The sequence below is a fragment of the Streptomyces sp. SYSU D01066-1 genome (assembly GCF_054956795.1).
The window spans coordinates 1-12,876 of sequence record NZ_JBUDHV010000017.1; the positions used below are offsets into that span (position 1 = coordinate 1).

Sequence of the window (12,876 nt, forward strand, 5' to 3'; positions counted from 1 at the left end):
GGGGACGACGGGGTCGTGCGGGGGCGGGGGCGGGACCGGCGGGGCGGGGACCCGGGCGGCGGGGGCGGGCCGCGCCGCGGTGGCCGCGGGGCGGATCGCGGGCCGGCCGCCGCGGCGGGACTCGATCAGGCTCACCGCCCGCTCGGGCAGCCACGCCGACGCCGTACCGCTGTCGTCGGAGCCGGAGCCGAACAGGTGCGGGGCGAGCTGGGACTGGAGGTCGGCGGGGCTGGGGCGGCCGTGCGGCTCCATCTGCATGCAGGACTCGATCAGCGGGCGCAGCTCCTCGGGCAGCCCGTCCAGGTCGGGGCCCTCGCGCAGCAGCATGAAGACCGTCTCGACCGGGTTGGCGCCGTGGAAGGGGGCGTGCCCGGTGGCGGCGAAGACCAGGGTGGAGCCGAGGGAGAAGACGTCGCTGGCGCCGGTGACGCTGCGCGAGTCCTTGGCCTGCTCCGGGGACATGTAGGCGGGGGTGCCGACGGCGACGTTGGTCATGGTCAGCCGGCTGTTGGAGACACCGGAGGCGATCCCGAAGTCGATCACCCGGGGGCCGTCCTCGACGACGAGGACGTTGGAGGGCTTGAGGTCGCGGTGGACCAGCCCGGCGCCGTGGATGGACTGGAGCGCCTCCGCGACGCCCGCCGCCAGCCAGCGCACCGCCTGGGCCGGCAGCGGTCCGCACTCGTTCACTATCTCTTCCAGCGAGGGCGCGGGGACGTACGCGGTCGCCAGCCACGGCACGGCCGCGCGGGGGTCCGCGTCGACCACGGCCGCCGTGTAGAACCCGGAGACCGCGCGGGCCGCCTCGACCTCGCGGGTGAAGCGGACCCGGAACAGCTGGTCCTCGGCCAGTTCCGTCCGCACGGTCTTGATCGCCACGCGCCGCCCCGAAGCCGAGCGCGCGAGATAGACCAGCCCCATGCCGCCGGCCCCGAGCCGCCCCAGCACCTCGAACGGCCCGATCCGCCGCGGATCGTGCTGCGTCAGCTGATCCACCACTTGCCTGCCACCTCCCCGTACGAGCCGCGCCACCCACATATGTACGCGACCGAAGTGCAGCGTCTCACCACCACACCGCCGCGGCGGCACGCACCCCGATTCTTCCTGTCCGAAGCCTTGGTGGCGAACCCGCGGCCAATCAGGGTGTCTCACGGCAATCCCGGGCAAAGTCCGCCACCGGGTCAGCGTTGCAGCAGCGCGAACGAGGCTCCCTGGTCGTCGGTGACCACCGCGACACCGCCGTAGGACGTCTCGAATGGCGGAACCTGGACCCGTCCGCCGAGCCGGGCCACCGTGCCGAGCGCCGCCTCGCAGTCGCCGACGAGGAAGTGGACGAGGAAGTGCGCGGGCATCTCGGCGGGGAAGACCCCGGCCAGCGGCGCCCGGCCGAAGTCGGGTTCGGCGCCGGGGCCGAAGAGGGCGTCGTGGAACAGACCGCCGTAGAAGGCGTCGGCGGCCTCGGTGTCGCGGGTGTACAGCTCGGCCCAGGTGAAGGTGCCCGGCTCGTGCCGCCTGCCGAAACCGGTGTGGCGGCCCGGCTGCCAGAGGCCGAAGACGGCACCCTGCGGGTCGGCGGCCAGGGCGGTGGTGCCGAGGTCGCCGTCCGGGCGGGGCGGGGTGACGAGCTGTCCGCCGCCCGCCTCGATCCGGCGGGCCAGGGCACCGGCGTCGGCGGTGGCGAAGTGGACGGTCCACACGGTGGGCATGCGGCCGTCGGTCTTGGGCGTGAGCGCGGCGACGGGGGCGCCGCCCAGCCGGGCCCACACCGGGCGGTCCGCCGCCGGGGCCGGGAACTCCCAGCCGAAGAGCCCGCCGTAGAACCGCTCGCCCGCCGCCACGTCGGGGAGCTGGGCGTCCACCCAGCAGGGGGTGCCCTCGGTGTACTTCCCGGTGTGCTCCCCGGTGTGCGCGGATGCCCTGTTTTCGGCCATGCCGTCAACGTAACCGCACCGCGCGCACCGCGCAGACCAGGCACACCTGTCCCCCGGCGCCTGCGCACCCCATTTGCAGTCGGCCGAATCGCGCCCTGATCACCCCTCGGTAAGCTGACGGGCATGACAGGACAAGTGCGTACCGTCGACGGGCGGGTGGCCGGCCGGCGAGGGCAGGCGACCCGGCAGAAGCTGCTCGACTGCCTCAGCGAGATGCTCAGCTCCTCCCCGTACCGCGACGTCAAGGTCATCGATGTCGCCCGCAAGGCGGGCACGTCGCCCGCGACCTTCTACCAGTACTTCCCGGACGTCGAGGGCGCCGTCCTGGAGATCGCCGAGCAAACGGCCGCCGACGCCGCCGACTTGACCGCACTGGTCCAGGGCCGCTCGTGGACGGGCCGGGGCGGCTGGCAGACCGCGCAGGAACTCGTCGACGGTTTCCTGGAGTTCTGGCGGAAGAACGACGCCATCCTCCGGGTCGTCGACCTCGGTGCCGCCGAGGGCGACAAGCGTTTCAACAAGCTGCGCACGAAGATCCTCAACTCGGTGAACGGCTCGCTGGCGGAGTCCGTCGCCGAGTTGCAGTCCAAGGGCAAGGTCGACAAGGACGTGAACCCGGCCGCGGTCGCCGGTTCCCTGGTCGCGATGCTGGCGGCCGTCGCCTCGCACCACAAGGGCGTCGCCTCCTGGGGTGTGAAGCAGGCGGAGCTCAAGCCGAGCCTGGCGCTGCTGGTCCATCTGGGCATCACCGGCAGGAAGCCTGTGAAGTAACCTTTCTGCACTTGTTCCTGTGCTCCTGGTAGCCGGTCCTGATCCTGTCCGGCGGGCGGCGGTCCACTGCGGTGGGCCGCCGTTCGCCGTTTCCGGCAGACTGGGTCCGGCATCTCCCGTATCGCTCAAGGAGACCGACATGGCCCTGTCCCGCGCCGAGCGTGAACGGTTCCCGGCCGAACCGCGCGTCGCCGCGCCGGCCGTCGACGCGGGCGCGGGGCGGGTCCCGCTGACCGTGCCCGTCCGGTACCGGTACGCGCCCGGCGGCGACGTGTGGATCACGACCGGGGCCACGTCGCGCAAGTACCAGCCGATCAGGGCGGCCGGGCGGTTCTCGCTGCTGGCCGACCTGGTGGGGCCCACCGTCCGGTACGTCCCGGTGGAGGGGCCGGTCGTCGGGACGGAACCCGCCACCCGTGAGCGGCTCCGGGAGGTCGCGGCCCGCTACCTGCCGGCCGAGAAGGCGGACGGTTACATCGAGTCCGCCCGGGAGAGCCACGGCGAGCAACTCGTCGCCCACCCGCGGCCCGAGCGGTGGGTCTCGTCCGGCCTGGGTTCGGTCTGATGGAGCCACAGCCGCAGTCACAGCCGCAGTCACAGTCACAGCCGCAACCGCAGTCACAGCCGCAACCGCACGAGCTGCTGAGGTCGCTGCGGGTCTGGGACCCGGCGGTGACCGAGCTGCCGCCGTTCGATCCGGCCGCCGCGCCCGCCGAGCCGCTGCCGCTGTTCGCGCGCTGGTTCGCCGAGGCGGTGGCGGCCGGGGAGCGCGAGCCGCACACCGTGTCGCTGGCGACGGCGGACGCGGCGGGCCGGCCGGACGTGCGGATCGTGATGCTGCACGGCGCGGACGCCGGCGGCTGGTCCTTCGCCACGCACTCCGGCAGCCGCAAGGGCGGCCACCTCGCCGCCCGCCCGCAGGCGGCCCTCGCCTTCTACTGGCCGGTCCTCGGCCGCCAGGTGCGGGTGCGCGGTCCGGTCACCACCGCGCCGCCCGAACAGGCGCGGGCCGATCTGCGCGTCCGCTCGACGGGAGCGCTGGCCGCCGCCCTCACCGACCGGCAGAGCGAGCCGCTGACGTCCCTCGACGAGCTGGCCCGCGCGTCGGCGGCGGCCTGGGACCGGGCCCGCCGGGACCCGGACGCCCCGGCGCCGACCTGGACCCTGTACCGGCTGGACCCCGACGAGGTGGAGTTCTTCCAGGGCGACCCGCACCGCCGCCACGTACGGCTGGCCTACCGGCGGTCGGGGGAAGGCTGGCGCAGGGGCTTGCTCTGGCCCTGACCCGACGCCCGGCAGGAGCGCAGGCGCAGGCCGTGCCCGCGGGGGTGGTGGGAGGCGGGTCGGCCGCCGGTCGGGGACACCCGGTCATTCAATACCTGTAACCGCCACACGGTCACGCCCGTGTTCCCCTGTGAAACATCCGTGAAGCTGTGCGTCCCCCGTGAATCGGGCGGATTCCGGGCAGATCGTTGGCAATCTCGTCAGCGATTGCCTTACGTTCACGAATGCAAGCCCGTACGGACCCAGAAGGGCGTCAACGTGAAGCACAGGGCAGTCAGGCGCAGGAGCGTCGTGATGGGGATCGGCGTGACCGCCGGCGTCGCCGCGGTGGGTGGCATCACCCTCAGCGCGCAGGCCGAGAGCAAGAAGGGCGGCTCCGCCGCGTCCGGCGCCCTGGTCTTCGACAAGGACGCCTACACCACGCTGACCACGACCGTCACGGACGCCGCCGGCGACGAGCACGAGGTGACGTACCGCTTCTGGAAGGCGATCACCTACGTCGCCAAGCCGGTCGACGAGACGTACCAGAGCCTGAACATCAGCGTCCCCGTGAAGATCGACGGCAAGACGGTCGACGCCACCGGCGCCCCGATCCTCTTCGCGAACTCGGTCGGCGGATACATGCCCTCGTCGGTCGCCGAGGCCACCGGCGTGGGCGGTGGCGGCATGGGCGGCGGCGGGGCCGCCCCGAGCGGCGCCGCGTCCGCCTCGGCCGCCCCCTCCGCGTCGGCCTCCTCCTCCACCGGCACCGAGTCCGGCAGCTCCGCCCAGCTCAGCGGCGGCAAGATGGTCAGCCTGCCGCAGCTGGGCCTGGCGGCCGGGTACGTGGTCGTGGAGCCGGGCGCCCGGGGCCGCACCCTGGAGAACTCCGCGGGCGAGTACTACGGCACCGCCCCCGCCGCCATCGTCGACCTGAAGGCCGCCGTCCGCTACCTGCGCGCCAACGCGGACCGCATACCGGGCGACACGGACCGCATCTTCTCCACCGGCACCAGCGCCGGCGGCGCCCTGTCCGCGCTGCTCGGCGCGTCCGGCGACAGCCCGGTCTACGAGGAGTACCTCAAGGAGATCGGTGCCGCCGACGCCTCCGACGCGATCTTCGCGGCCGGCGCCTGGTGCCCGATCACCGACCTGGAGCACGCCGACGGCGCCTACGAGTGGAACTGGGGCACCAACGAGCTCAGCACCGGCGAGCAGGTCGACCAGACCGTGTCGAAGGAGCTGAAGTCCCAGTTCGCCGAGTACCAGGCCGGCCTGAAGCTGCGCGGCCTGGGCGGCTTCGGCACGCTCACCGCCCGCAACTACGACGAGTACCTGCTCACGACGTACATGCAGCCGTCGGCCACCAAGTACCTCGCGGCCCTCTCGGAGGCGGACCGCACGACGTACCTGGCGAAGAACACCTTCATCACCTGGGACGGCGAGAACGCCACCTTCACCTGGGACGGCTTCCTCGCCCACGTCGGCGCCCGGAAGAAGGACGCCCCCGCCTTCGACCTGTTCACCTTCCCCACCGACACCTCGGACACGATGTCCGGCGACATCAACAACCTGTTCGGCAAGGGCACCGAGCGGTACCGCCACTTCACCCTCTACAGCCTGCGCGAGGACAAGGGGAGCAGCGCCCGCCTGGCGAGCGACATCCCCGAGAAGCTGCGGCTGATGAACCCGATGTACCACCTGGTCGACAAGGTCAACTCCGCCCGCAGCAAGCACTGGTGGATCCGGCTCGGCGCGGCCGACTCCGACACCTCGCACACCGTCTCCGCCAACCTGGCCGCCGCCGCGCACCAGTTGGGCGACGAGGTCAGCCACCTCTACTACTGGGACGCGGGCCACGGCGCCAACGAGGACGCCGGCGACTTCATCACGTGGATCGCCAGGACGGCCGGCTACAAGGCCGCCTGACGGCCGCCGGCGGCGACGCGACCGGATCCGGTCCCCGTTGAAACCGGCGCCCGGTGGTGACGCGGCCGGGCCCGGTACCCGCCGGAATCGGCGCCCGGTGGTGACGCGGCCGGGCCCGGTACCCGCCGGAATCGGCGCCCGGTGGTGACGCGGCCGGGCCCGGCACCCGCCGGAATCGGCGCCCGCCGGAGTCGGCCGGCCTTCGGGACCAGGCGGTCCGGGAGGGCGGGACCGGCACGGCGCAGTCGACGCGGCGGCACCTACAGGCGGTGCCCGGGGTCACTTTGGCCGCGTACCGGCGGACGGCGTCCCTCGGCGGCCCCGGTCCGCTCCGCGAGGCGGCCAAAGACCACTGGACGGGCGTCCCGCCGGGCCTCCCCCCACCAGCCCACGGCCGTGAGGACGAGGGTCAGTCCCACGCCGGCCAGGATGGCGGTGGACGGGGCGGCGACCTCCAGCAGGATGCCGGCGAGACCGCCCGCCGCCGCGTACCCGGCCCCTGCGGCGGCGTACACCACCGCGTACCCGGCGGCCAGCGCGCCCGGCGGCAGGGCCTCGCGCAGGGCGAGGTTGCGGGTGAGCAGCGCGCAGGACTGGAGCGCGCCGCCGAGGAGCAGTCCCGCCGCGATCGCGGCCGTGCCGGGTATCAGCGCCACCGCGGCCACACAGGCCGACGTACCGCACAGCAGCACGGCGCTGCGGTCGCGGAGCCGGCCCGGCCAGGAGCGCAGGCCGTACAGGAAGGCGCCGGCGCCCGAGCCGATCGCCATGCCCGTGAGCAGCGGGCCGGCCCAGCCGACGCCGACGCCGCGCTGTTCCAGCAGCGCGGGCAGGACGATCTCGGCGAGGCCGAGGAGGGTGAGGCCGGCCGCGCCCGTGACGTACACCGGCCAGGCGGCGGCCAGGACACGCAGTACCGGCCCGCGCGTGGCCCCGGCACCGCCGGTGCCCTCGCCGCCCCAGCCGGCGGGCAGCAGCCGCAGCCCGGCGACGGAGACGGCCATCGAACCGGCCGCGAGCAGCAGGGGGACGTGCGGGGCGACCCCGAGGGCGAGGGCGGTGACGGCGGCCGGGGAGACGGCCCACACGCCGGATATCAGCATCGACTCGACGGACAGCGCCTGGGCGACGGCCCGCTCCGGGACCAGTTCGGTCAGCAGGGTGCGCAGTCCGCCGGCCGCCGCGGCGGGTGCGGCCCCGGCGAGGAACGCGAGGGCGGCGAGCGGCGCGGCGGGGGCCTGCGGCAGCAGCCCGAGCCCCGCGAAACCGACGGCGCCGGTGAGCAGGCCCGCCACCAGGTGCCGGCGGGCGCGGTCGGGCCGCAGCCGCAGACCGAGCAGCGGGGCCCCGACGATCTCCCCGATCACGTACACCGAGGCCAGGACCGCGCCCAGCGCGTACCCGCCGGGGCGGTCCCGGACCAGGAAGACCAGGGACAGCGGCGCCATGGCCACCGGCATACGGGCCCCGAGGGCGGTGCAGGCCCAGGTCAGCACCGGTCGGGTGAGTACATCGCGGTAGGTCATGCGAGGACGGTAGGGCCGGGGTCCGACAGCGCCCCAGCCGGTTTCCGGACCTGTGGAAAACGCCGGTGCCCGCCCCCCACTTTTCCTCCACAGCCTGTGGACAACCCCCGGGGGTCCCGCGCGCGGACGGCGGTGCGGCGCCCCCCCGTCCCGAGACCGGCACCACGCACCGCCGCCCGACCCGGCGGTCCGCCTCGGCCAGGAAGCCGCGAGGGGATCGCCGTCGCGTCGCGACCCACGCTCGCCGAGGACTCCCGTCGGGGCCCTCGCCGTCCCCTCGCGGCGAATCGCTGACCACCAGGGTGAACGCGCGGTCACATACCGTCAACGCCCAGGGGTGCCGTTCGCGTGGTAGGTCCCGTTTCGCTCCGCAAGCGCACGGGTGCACGGCCGGGCGCAACGGGGCGCACCCCACCACGGAACCGTGAGTCACGCCCCCCACTCCCCCGCCCCCACGTCCCGTACGACCTCACGCCCCGCGCCCCGGAACGGCTCCTGTCCGGAACGGCTCTCATCCGGAACGGCCTCATGTCCCGTACGGCTTCACGCCTCGGCACGGACCCGCACTCCACCGCGCCCCTGTCCCTCGCCCGGCACCCGGCGCCTCGCACGGTTCCAGGCCCTGATCCCGAACCCCAGAGCCCCGAGTCCCGAGTCCCGAACCCCAGAGCCCCGAGTCCCGAACCCCGAGGTCCCCGAGTCCCGGCCTCACACCGCCTCGTACGCCGTCGTCAGCCCCTCGAACTCCGCCGCCGCGGCGCGATCGTCGCCGGGCTCCGTGGTCTTGGCACAGCGGTCCAGTTCGCACCAGATGCGCTTGCCGTTCCCGTCCCGGGTCCAGCCCCAGCGGTCGGCGAGCCCGTCGACCAGGGCCAGTCCCCGGCCGCCGGTCGCGTCGCCGTCCGCGCAGCGGAACACCGGGGCGCGTCCGCTGGCGTCGGCCACTTCCAGCCGGACGGTGGCCCCGTCCGTCACCGCCCTGTCCGGCACCGCCCTGTCCGCCACCGCCCCGTCCGACACCGCCTTGTCCGGCACCGCCTTGTCCGTCCCCGCCCCGTCCGCCACCGCCCCCTCCGCCCCGCCGGGCAGGCAGAGCCTGAGCACGGCCGGGCGGCCGGTGTGCACGACCGCGTTGGTGACCAGTTCGGAGACGAGCAGGACCAGGGTCTCGGCGAGCGGCTCGTCCTCCCGTATCCCCGCCCCCGTCAACCTCGAACGGGCCCATCTGCGGGCCCGCCCGACCTCAGCGGGGTCGGGCCGGATCTCCAGCTGCACTTGAAGCACCTGCACCGCTCACACCATCCGAACCGGCGGACACTTGGACGTGCGCCTCGCGAGGGCCACCGTCGTGGCCAGCTTCTGCATGGCCGGAACCACGGCCGGGACCGGGAACACGGACCGTGACTCCCTTGTGCGACAGCATGGTTGACGCAAAGTCACGCCAACAAGCGCTTCAGGCATATTCCCGCGCGAAGGAGTACCCGTACGCCATACTGTGCGACGCTCGCCGCGAGCAGTCGAACAGGCGGCGGACGCTCCCGTTTTCGAATCCGCCGCCGGCTCCGGGCCGTGACGGGTCAGGCCCGGGGCACGGCCCGGCGGGAACGCTCCGTGATCACCGGACGCCACGATCGGTGACGTTCCGGACCGGGTGCGCGAAGCGCCTCACTCCGCCACCGTGAAGTAGCGGGCGAAGGCGGGGACGACGTCCTCCTCGACGACCTTCCCGTCGCCGTCCGCGTCGAGTGCCCCGGCCACCGGGCGGGCGGTCTCCGCGGGCACGCCGAGGGCGGTGAGCAGCCGTACCGTCTCCTCGACCGTGACGGCCGCGTCGCCGTCGGTGTCGGCGACGGCGAGGGCCGCGCGCAGGAAGGGACGGGCGATCTCGGCGAACCGGTCCGGGGTGTCCCGCAGGCGCTTGACCGCGCCGGTGACGAACTCCTCACGGCTGATGCGCTGGTCGCCGTCGCGGTCGGCGATGCCCGCCATGCCCTGCCAGAACGCCTCGGCACCGCCGTACAGCGCCTGGCCCTTGTCGGACCGGGCCGCCACGGCGAACTCGTCGAGCACGGCCTTGGCCGCCTCGCTGAAGTCCTCGCGGTCGATGCAGCCGTTGCCGTTCTGGTCGAAGGTGGCGAACCGGTCGGCGATCCTGCGTTCGTTCTCGCTGCTGACCATCTCTTCTCTGGCCGCCTTACGTCGAGTGGTTGCGTCTTGTACGTCGCATACGTCCCGCATGCCGCGCATGCCCACGCATGCCTAGCTGGGAGCGTACGACGAGGACGGGTACCCCCGCACCGGAAAGTGACGTCGACGCCAAGACCGGGCGAACACCGGTACAACGGCGTGACGAAACGATGACGTGCGCGGCGTCGCTACGCGGAGAGCGGGCGCGGTGCGTCGCCGGTCGCCGAGGCGAGGTCGGGGTGGACGTCGAACAGCCTGCGCACCCCCAGCGCGGTGAGGACCCGGTTGACGTGGGAACCGTCGACGGCACCCTGGGCGGGCAGTATCAGCCGCAGCCGGCCCTGGCAGGAGCGTATGAGGCGCCGGGAGGCGATCAGCACACCCACGCCGCTGGAGTCGCAGAACAGTACGTCGGAGAGGTCGAGGACCAGACTGTGGCGCCCTTCGGCCACGGCGTCGCGCACCCGCTGGCGCAGCGCCGACGACGTGACCAGGTCCAGCTCGCCCGACACCTGAACCACGGTCCACCCGCCCCGTTCGTCGCCGTGCACATGGAACGCCACCACCAAGCCCTCCTTCCCCTCGCGCGAAACGGAAGCCATTCCTACGCTTTTTGGGTCCTGGGCGCGCGCCTGCCCACCGGCCGTTCCCGCAAACGCACCACGGAAAACAAGAAACGGTCAGAAGCGGCCGGTTTCCGATCCTTACGATCCCATTCGGCCCGTCGGTCGTCGCGGTCCCTTACCGTCCGGAGCACCCCGGAGCACCCCGGAGCACCCCGGAGCGCTCCGGAACACTCCGGAGCGCTCCGGGGCTCGCATTGCCGCAAAGAGGCGTGCGCGGTCATCCGTGCCGACTACATTCGAGAAGGGGAGGGCCGCAGGCCGGCCACCGGACGAGACCGGTCGGCCCGTCGGACGTGAGGAGGGGGTGAAGGGGCCGCATGGCGACGCAGGACGCACCGCTCGGCTGGGACCGCAAGATGCGGCAGCGGCTCGCGCGCGGCGAGGCCGCCGCGCTCGGCGAGCTGTACGACCGGTTCGCCTCCCTCGTGCACGGCCTCGCCCACCGGGTGCTCGACGACCAGCGGGCCGCCGACGCCGTGACCCGCGAGGTCTTCACCCACGCCTGGGAGCACCCGGACGGCTACGACCCCAAGCAGGGACCGATGCGCACGTGGATCGCCGGGCTGACGCACCGGCTGGCCGTGCAGCGGCTGCGGGCCGCCGGGACGGCCGCCCTCGCCCGCGGTGGCCCGGGCACCGCCGAGGACCTGGAGCGCAGGGTGCGCCACGCGTCGGTCGCCGCCCGCGCCGACTACATCGTCCAGTCCATGCCCGCGCCGCTGCGGTCCGCCCTGGAGCGGGCCTACTTCCAGCGCCGTGACTACCGCCAGGCCGCCGTCGACCTCGGCATCACCGAGGACGAGGCCCGCCGCCGGCTCCGCCTGGGCCTCCAGCTCCTGTCCACCGCCCACGACACGCCGGCCCCCGGCACGCCCGGGACCCCGCCCGGCCACGGAGGCACGGCATGAGCGGCGCGAGCGCCGGGGCGGGACGGTACCGGGGGTGTGACGGACGTGGTCCGGCGGACACATCTGAAGGGACCCACGGGACGATGAAACCCGGCGAGGCCGGTGGCCCTGACCGGACGGGCCGTGCTCCAGGGCCGGACGGACCGAAGGGGCGGGAAGCACCGGAACAACCTGAGGAACCTGAGGAACCGGAGGAACCGGAGGGCCTGGCGCAACCGAAGGGCCCGACGCAACCGGAGGGTCCGGACAAGCCGGAGAGCCCAGAACAGCCGAAGAGCCCGGAGCAGCCGGAGCAAGGCGTGGACCACGGCCCCGATGACCCCGATGGCCCCGGCGCAACCGTCGGCCCCGTCGGCCCCGTCGGAGGCGACGGACCCGTCGGAGGCGACGGACCGGGAACCGACGGCTCCGCAACCGGCGGAACCAGCGGGACCGGCGAAACCGGAGGAACCGGCGGGCGGGAAGCCGGTGGTGGCCCGCCCCGGACACCGCTGCCGCGGATCCCCGTGGAGGGCGGCGGGCTGCCGTTGCCCGCCCCACCGCGCCCCGGCCCCGCGCCGCTCGCACTGGAGCACCCCGTGCTGAAGTCGCTCCTCGGCGCCTGGGCGCTGTCCGCCTGTTCCCCGGAGGAGGCCACCGCCGTCGACCGGCACCTCGGCGAGTGCGGGGCCTGCGCGGAGGAGGGGCGGCGACTGCACCGGGCGGTCGGGCTGTTCCAGCCCCCGGACACCCTCGACCCCGACCCGGCCCTGCGCGCCCGCGTCCTGGACCGCTGCCTCGAACGGCGCCCGCCGCGCATCCCGGTGCCCGAGTGGGCCATGCCCTACGACGCCGAGACCGCCCGGCTGGACGCCCTGCTCCAGGACTTCGGGGACGCCGAATGGCACGCCCCGGTGCGGCTGCGCTGGTTCGCGGACGACGAGACGGCCAGCCGCCGCACCACCGTCGCCGGCGTCATCGCCCACTTGCTGGCGGTCGACGGCCTGGTCGCGGTCGCCCTGGGCCTCGCCGACCCGCTCGGCGGCATCACGGCCCGCTCCCCGGCCCCGGCCGGCCGTACCGAGGCGTACTGGCGGGCCTCGCGCCTCCCGCCCACCCGCGCGGTCCGCGGGCCCTGGCGGGAGCAGAGCCACGCCCTGGTCCGGACGGTGGCGTTCACCGGTGGCGGCCCGCCGGGGCGCGACTCGGGCGCGGGCCGGATGCCGGTGGCGTACGGCGACTTCGAACTGCCGCTGCGCGACGCGATGCTGGACCGGTCCTTCGAGTGCTGGGTACACGCCGAGGACATCGCCGAGGCGGTGAACTACCCCTACGAACCGCCCTCCGCGCGCCATCTGCACCACATGATCGACCTCGCGGCCCGGATGCTGCCCGCCGTGCTCGCGGAACGCCGCCGGAGCGGGAAGGCCTCACCCGGTGCGCACCGGCACCTGGTGACGGCGGGGTCTCCGGGACGCAGTCTGCGGCTGGACATCGAGGGGTCGGGCGGCGGGCAGTGGTACATCCCGCTGGACTCGCCGGCGGCGGTGGGCTCCGCCGAGCACGAGGTGGCGTACGTCGCCCTGGACGACGTGGAGTTCTGCCGCCTGGCGGCGGGCCGGATCCCTCCGGAGGAAGCGGCGGCGGGGCAGTCCGGGGACCGCGAGGCGATCAGGGACGTACTGTTCGCCGCCGCGAGCCTGAGCCGGATGTAGGGGGCCGGTCCGCCGCGGGGCGGCTGCGGGCACGTCGTGGT

The 12,876-nt window shown here is 74.1% G+C and carries 12 protein-coding genes; 6 read left to right on the forward strand and 6 right to left on the reverse strand.

The features are described 5' to 3' along the window. Together ACY1JF_RS17670 and ACY1JF_RS17675 are read right to left on the reverse strand one after the other, a co-directional pair. Positions 1-999: serine/threonine-protein kinase (locus tag ACY1JF_RS17670; RefSeq protein ID WP_462706094.1), on the reverse strand; the 999-nt coding region annotated here is incomplete at its 3' end. A 182-nt stretch (positions 1,000-1,181) separates the two neighbouring features. Continuing rightward, positions 1,182-1,931 (reverse strand): VOC family protein, encoded by a 750-nt coding sequence (locus ACY1JF_RS17675; RefSeq protein WP_462706095.1) that lies wholly within the window; start codon positions 1,929-1,931, stop codon positions 1,182-1,184. A 135-nt stretch (positions 1,932-2,066) separates the two neighbouring features. On the opposite strand from ACY1JF_RS17675, the gene ACY1JF_RS17680 reads away from it, so the two are divergent. The 4 genes from ACY1JF_RS17680 to ACY1JF_RS17695 all read left to right on the forward strand — a co-directional run bounded on the left by ACY1JF_RS17680 (position 2,067) and on the right by ACY1JF_RS17695 (position 5,894). Next, positions 2,067-2,702: a TetR family transcriptional regulator gene (locus tag ACY1JF_RS17680; RefSeq protein ID WP_462706203.1), complete on the forward strand. Its 636-nt coding sequence runs from the start codon at positions 2,067-2,069 to the stop codon at positions 2,700-2,702. Between the two features lie 139 nt (positions 2,703-2,841). Further along, entirely contained in the window at positions 2,842-3,267 is a 426-nt protein-coding gene (locus ACY1JF_RS17685) for a pyridoxamine 5'-phosphate oxidase family protein (protein WP_462706096.1), read from the forward strand. After that, positions 3,267-3,986, forward strand: a complete 720-nt coding sequence (locus ACY1JF_RS17690) for a pyridoxine/pyridoxamine 5'-phosphate oxidase (RefSeq protein ID WP_462706097.1) — start codon at positions 3,267-3,269, stop codon at positions 3,984-3,986. Before ACY1JF_RS17685 ends, ACY1JF_RS17690 begins: the two co-directional genes overlap by 1 nt. 294 nt (positions 3,987-4,280) lie before the next feature. After that, positions 4,281-5,894 carry a subtype B tannase gene (locus tag ACY1JF_RS17695; RefSeq protein ID WP_462706098.1) on the forward strand — a complete coding sequence of 538 codons (1,614 nt, stop codon included), beginning with the start codon at positions 4,281-4,283 and terminating at the stop codon, positions 5,892-5,894. 260 nt (positions 5,895-6,154) lie between these two features. Here the strand turns inward: ACY1JF_RS17695 and ACY1JF_RS17700 are convergent, their stop codons facing one another. The 4 genes from ACY1JF_RS17700 to ACY1JF_RS17715 all read right to left on the reverse strand — a co-directional run bounded on the left by ACY1JF_RS17700 (position 6,155) and on the right by ACY1JF_RS17715 (position 10,176). Continuing rightward, positions 6,155-7,420, reverse strand: a complete 1,266-nt coding sequence (locus tag ACY1JF_RS17700) for an MFS transporter (protein WP_462706099.1) — start codon at positions 7,418-7,420, stop codon at positions 6,155-6,157. Between the two features lie 708 nt (positions 7,421-8,128). Further along, positions 8,129-8,695 (reverse strand): ATP-binding protein, encoded by a 567-nt coding sequence (locus ACY1JF_RS17705; RefSeq protein ID WP_462706100.1) that lies wholly within the window; start codon positions 8,693-8,695, stop codon positions 8,129-8,131. A gap of 390 nt (positions 8,696-9,085) precedes the next feature. Next, a complete protein-coding gene (locus ACY1JF_RS17710) occupies positions 9,086-9,598 on the reverse strand; it encodes an EF-hand domain-containing protein (protein WP_462706101.1) in 513 nt (170 codons plus the stop codon). A 197-nt stretch (positions 9,599-9,795) separates the two neighbouring features. Beyond that, positions 9,796-10,176 carry an STAS domain-containing protein gene (locus ACY1JF_RS17715; RefSeq protein ID WP_462706204.1) on the reverse strand — a complete coding sequence of 127 codons (381 nt, stop codon included), beginning with the start codon at positions 10,174-10,176 and terminating at the stop codon, positions 9,796-9,798. Between the two features lie 374 nt (positions 10,177-10,550). Between ACY1JF_RS17715 and ACY1JF_RS17720 the strand changes: the two genes are divergently transcribed. After that, a complete protein-coding gene (locus ACY1JF_RS17720; protein WP_462706102.1) occupies positions 10,551-11,141 on the forward strand; it encodes a sigma factor in 591 nt (196 codons plus the stop codon). An 83-nt stretch (positions 11,142-11,224) separates the two neighbouring features. Further along, positions 11,225-12,835: a zf-HC2 domain-containing protein gene (locus ACY1JF_RS17725; protein ID WP_462706103.1), complete on the forward strand. Its 1,611-nt coding sequence runs from the start codon at positions 11,225-11,227 to the stop codon at positions 12,833-12,835. Positions 12,836-12,876 lie beyond the last annotated feature (41 nt).

Excerpts from the sequence above, each read along its gene's own strand:
- ACY1JF_RS17710 (WP_462706101.1), bottom strand. The coding sequence starts at position 9,598 with ATGGTCAGCAGCGAGAACGAACGCAGGATCGCCGACCGGTTCGCCACC.
- ACY1JF_RS17700 (WP_462706099.1), bottom strand. The coding sequence starts at position 7,420 with ATGACCTACCGCGATGTACTCACCCGACCGGTGCTGACCTGGGCCTGC.
- ACY1JF_RS17675 (WP_462706095.1), bottom strand. The coding sequence starts at position 1,931 with ATGGCCGAAAACAGGGCATCCGCGCACACCGGGGAGCACACCGGGAAG.
- ACY1JF_RS17690 (WP_462706097.1), top strand. The coding sequence starts at position 3,267 with ATGGAGCCACAGCCGCAGTCACAGCCGCAGTCACAGTCACAGCCGCAA.
- ACY1JF_RS17695 (WP_462706098.1), top strand. The coding sequence starts at position 4,281 with ATGGGGATCGGCGTGACCGCCGGCGTCGCCGCGGTGGGTGGCATCACC.
- ACY1JF_RS17720 (WP_462706102.1), top strand. The coding sequence starts at position 10,551 with ATGGCGACGCAGGACGCACCGCTCGGCTGGGACCGCAAGATGCGGCAG.
- ACY1JF_RS17685 (WP_462706096.1), top strand. The coding sequence starts at position 2,842 with ATGGCCCTGTCCCGCGCCGAGCGTGAACGGTTCCCGGCCGAACCGCGC.
- ACY1JF_RS17725 (WP_462706103.1), top strand. The coding sequence starts at position 11,225 with ATGAAACCCGGCGAGGCCGGTGGCCCTGACCGGACGGGCCGTGCTCCA.